This window comes from Virgibacillus senegalensis, from assembly GCF_000821245.2.
Taxonomy (GTDB): domain Bacteria; phylum Bacillota; class Bacilli; order Bacillales; family Amphibacillaceae; genus Sediminibacillus; species Sediminibacillus senegalensis.
Genome location: NZ_LN611425.1, coordinates 1 through 1,210 on the forward strand (window position 1 = coordinate 1; position 1,210 = coordinate 1,210).

The 1,210-nt window shown below is 45.3% G+C and carries 1 protein-coding gene and 1 rRNA gene; both read left to right on the forward strand.

Annotated features, from left to right (window positions below; translation table 11 throughout):
* Positions 1 to 331: 331 nt before the first annotated feature.
* Positions 332 to 447 (forward strand): 5S ribosomal RNA (gene rrf, locus BN1067_RS10695).
* A 352-nt stretch (positions 448 to 799) separates the two neighbouring features.
* Entirely contained in the window at positions 800 to 1,030 is a 231-nt protein-coding gene (locus tag BN1067_RS10700; RefSeq protein ID WP_234400689.1) for a transposase, read from the forward strand.
* Positions 1,031 to 1,210: the final 180 nt, after the last annotated feature.

Sequence of the window (1,210 nt, forward strand, 5' to 3'; positions counted from 1 at the left end):
GGCTGGGTTTCAGCCTTGTAGAGGAATTGCTTATACAGCGAGGACCTGGGAGTCGGAGCTGGATTAAAACAAAAAGCGTCGCGGGCTTGGTCAGATGCGACACGCATAAGCCAGTCACCGAAAAGCCCTGCAATATGGGCTTGTAGGGGAATGACTTATGACGCGAGCATCTAGCCCGCAGAGCTGGATTAAAAAAACGTGCCAATGTTCGTTGAATGTCTTCCCTCTTATCTAGTTTTGAAGGTACATCTTTCTTAAAAGCACCTAAAGGAAGTTCTGTTAAGACCGTTCACGTCCTGTGAACAACACAGAACGACCTGCATCCTGCAGGTCTGGTGGCAATAGCGGAGAGGTCACACCTGTTCCCATGCCGAACACAGAAGTTAAGCTCTCCAGCGCCCATGGTAGTTGGGGCTTTGCCCCTGCGAGAGTAGGACGCCGCCAGGCAAAACTGAAACACCCTTGAATGAGAACCACTCGTTCAAGGGTGTTTTTTCGTTTCGTGTTTCCTATTGTTTTGTAAAAATAGGCTCTATACTGAATGTGGTGGTGTCCCCTGATGTGATGGGTGTTCCTGCAGTGTGCAAAAAAAAATACACTCATTCCCTCTCTCTTTGACTGGGGATTAAAGATAAACAAGTAGATGTATCGAATATAGAGGAAGAAGGAAGCGCCTTAAGAGTAGAGCTTTACACAAGACATTGGCAACAAAAGTGCCCGTTCTGTAAAGAGAAAATAATGGTTTAAGACAAGTGATGAGAAGACAGCCGGAAAAGGGCTGGAAGAATGTTTGAAATGGATGCGTGCTTCAAACATAGAGGCATTTCGCCGTGTAAGAAAAACGTTCATGCGTTGGAAACAAGAGATTTTACAGTCATTCATGTATCCATTTCATAATGGGTATATCAAGGGAATAAACCATACGATAAAGGTTTTAAAACGAGATTCCTTTGGAATCAAAGACGTTGAACGATTAAAGCATAAAATTTGTGGCAGCAAGCGGTTAAAAAGGCTCTGTAGAGCGAAATAGTTTAGCAGAGGAAATAAGCGAGACTCCTGCGGAAAAAAGGGCGGCCGAGACCCCACAGCGGGCTTTGCGAGGAGGCTCGGGCGTTCGTCCGCGGAAAGCGAGTTTATTTCCTCTGCGGTCTGAGTAAAATAGCTGTTTTTAGAATGAGCCTTTCGATAAAGAGAGGATGGAAGAAAAATC